The following is a 756-nucleotide window of genomic DNA, read 5'->3' as shown; positions in this document are numbered from 1 at the left end:
TCCGCTTGGAACGCCGCAACGCAGCCGGTGACTGCAATGACAAGGATTACCCAGTTGGGCGTTTCGTGGGCGTTGAAGTTGATCGCGAGCAACGAGAGCAGGAACTGGAATGCCGGGGGCAGACCGAAATAGGCGAGGAAAATCACGATCACCATCGGAACGCCTTTGAAGACGACCTTATAGGCCATGATGAGCTGTCGCAGCACGGGGATCCGCCTATGTTCGACGAGCGCAAAAAGGCTGCCGACGATCGTGGACAGGATGAAAATCGTGAAAGCCATGCCGAGCGTCACGGGTACGGCGCCCAGAATTTCCTGCGAGTCCTGGAGCAGAATATCGGTATCAAACATGGTCGGATTACCCCTTACGTCACACGCTCGCGACGGCCGCGTTCTTGATCTGAGCTGTTGTCGTCGCCTCTGGCGCTTGCATTGGCGAGCGAAGCTCGAAGAAGCGCACGATGAGCCACGCGACGAGGCACATCAGCGAATAGATAACCGCCAGCACGAGGTACGTTTCGAACTGGTACTGGTTATAGTCGCGCTCCATGATCAAGTGCGCGGTCGCCATCACATCCGCTGCCCCGATGTACATGACCAGCGCAACGTTATGGATCAGGTAGATGATGGCGTTTCCATAGCCCGGCAATGCGAAGTGCACCGCTTGCGGGCCGACTACGCGGGTGATCTTCTGTCGGAAGGTATATCCCAGACTGTCGGCCGCATCATGCTGGCCGCGATCGACGGCCAGGTATGC

Annotated in this window: 2 protein-coding genes; both read right to left on the bottom strand. The window is 57.7% G+C overall.

Annotated features, from left to right (window positions below; all coding sequences use genetic code 11):
- The coding region (locus tag NKH89_RS35675; RefSeq protein ID WP_352912058.1) for an ABC transporter permease subunit at positions 1 to 350 on the bottom strand (350 nt) is incomplete at its 3' end.
- A gap of 19 nt (positions 351 to 369) precedes the next feature.
- Positions 370 to 756: ABC transporter permease subunit (locus NKH89_RS35670; protein ID WP_352912055.1), on the bottom strand; the 387-nt coding region annotated here is incomplete at its 5' end.

Source organism: Mesorhizobium sp. M0923 (assembly GCF_040319365.1).
Taxonomy (GTDB): Bacteria; Pseudomonadota; Alphaproteobacteria; order Rhizobiales; family Rhizobiaceae; genus Mesorhizobium.
This window is presented reverse-complemented; position numbering and strand designations above follow the sequence as displayed.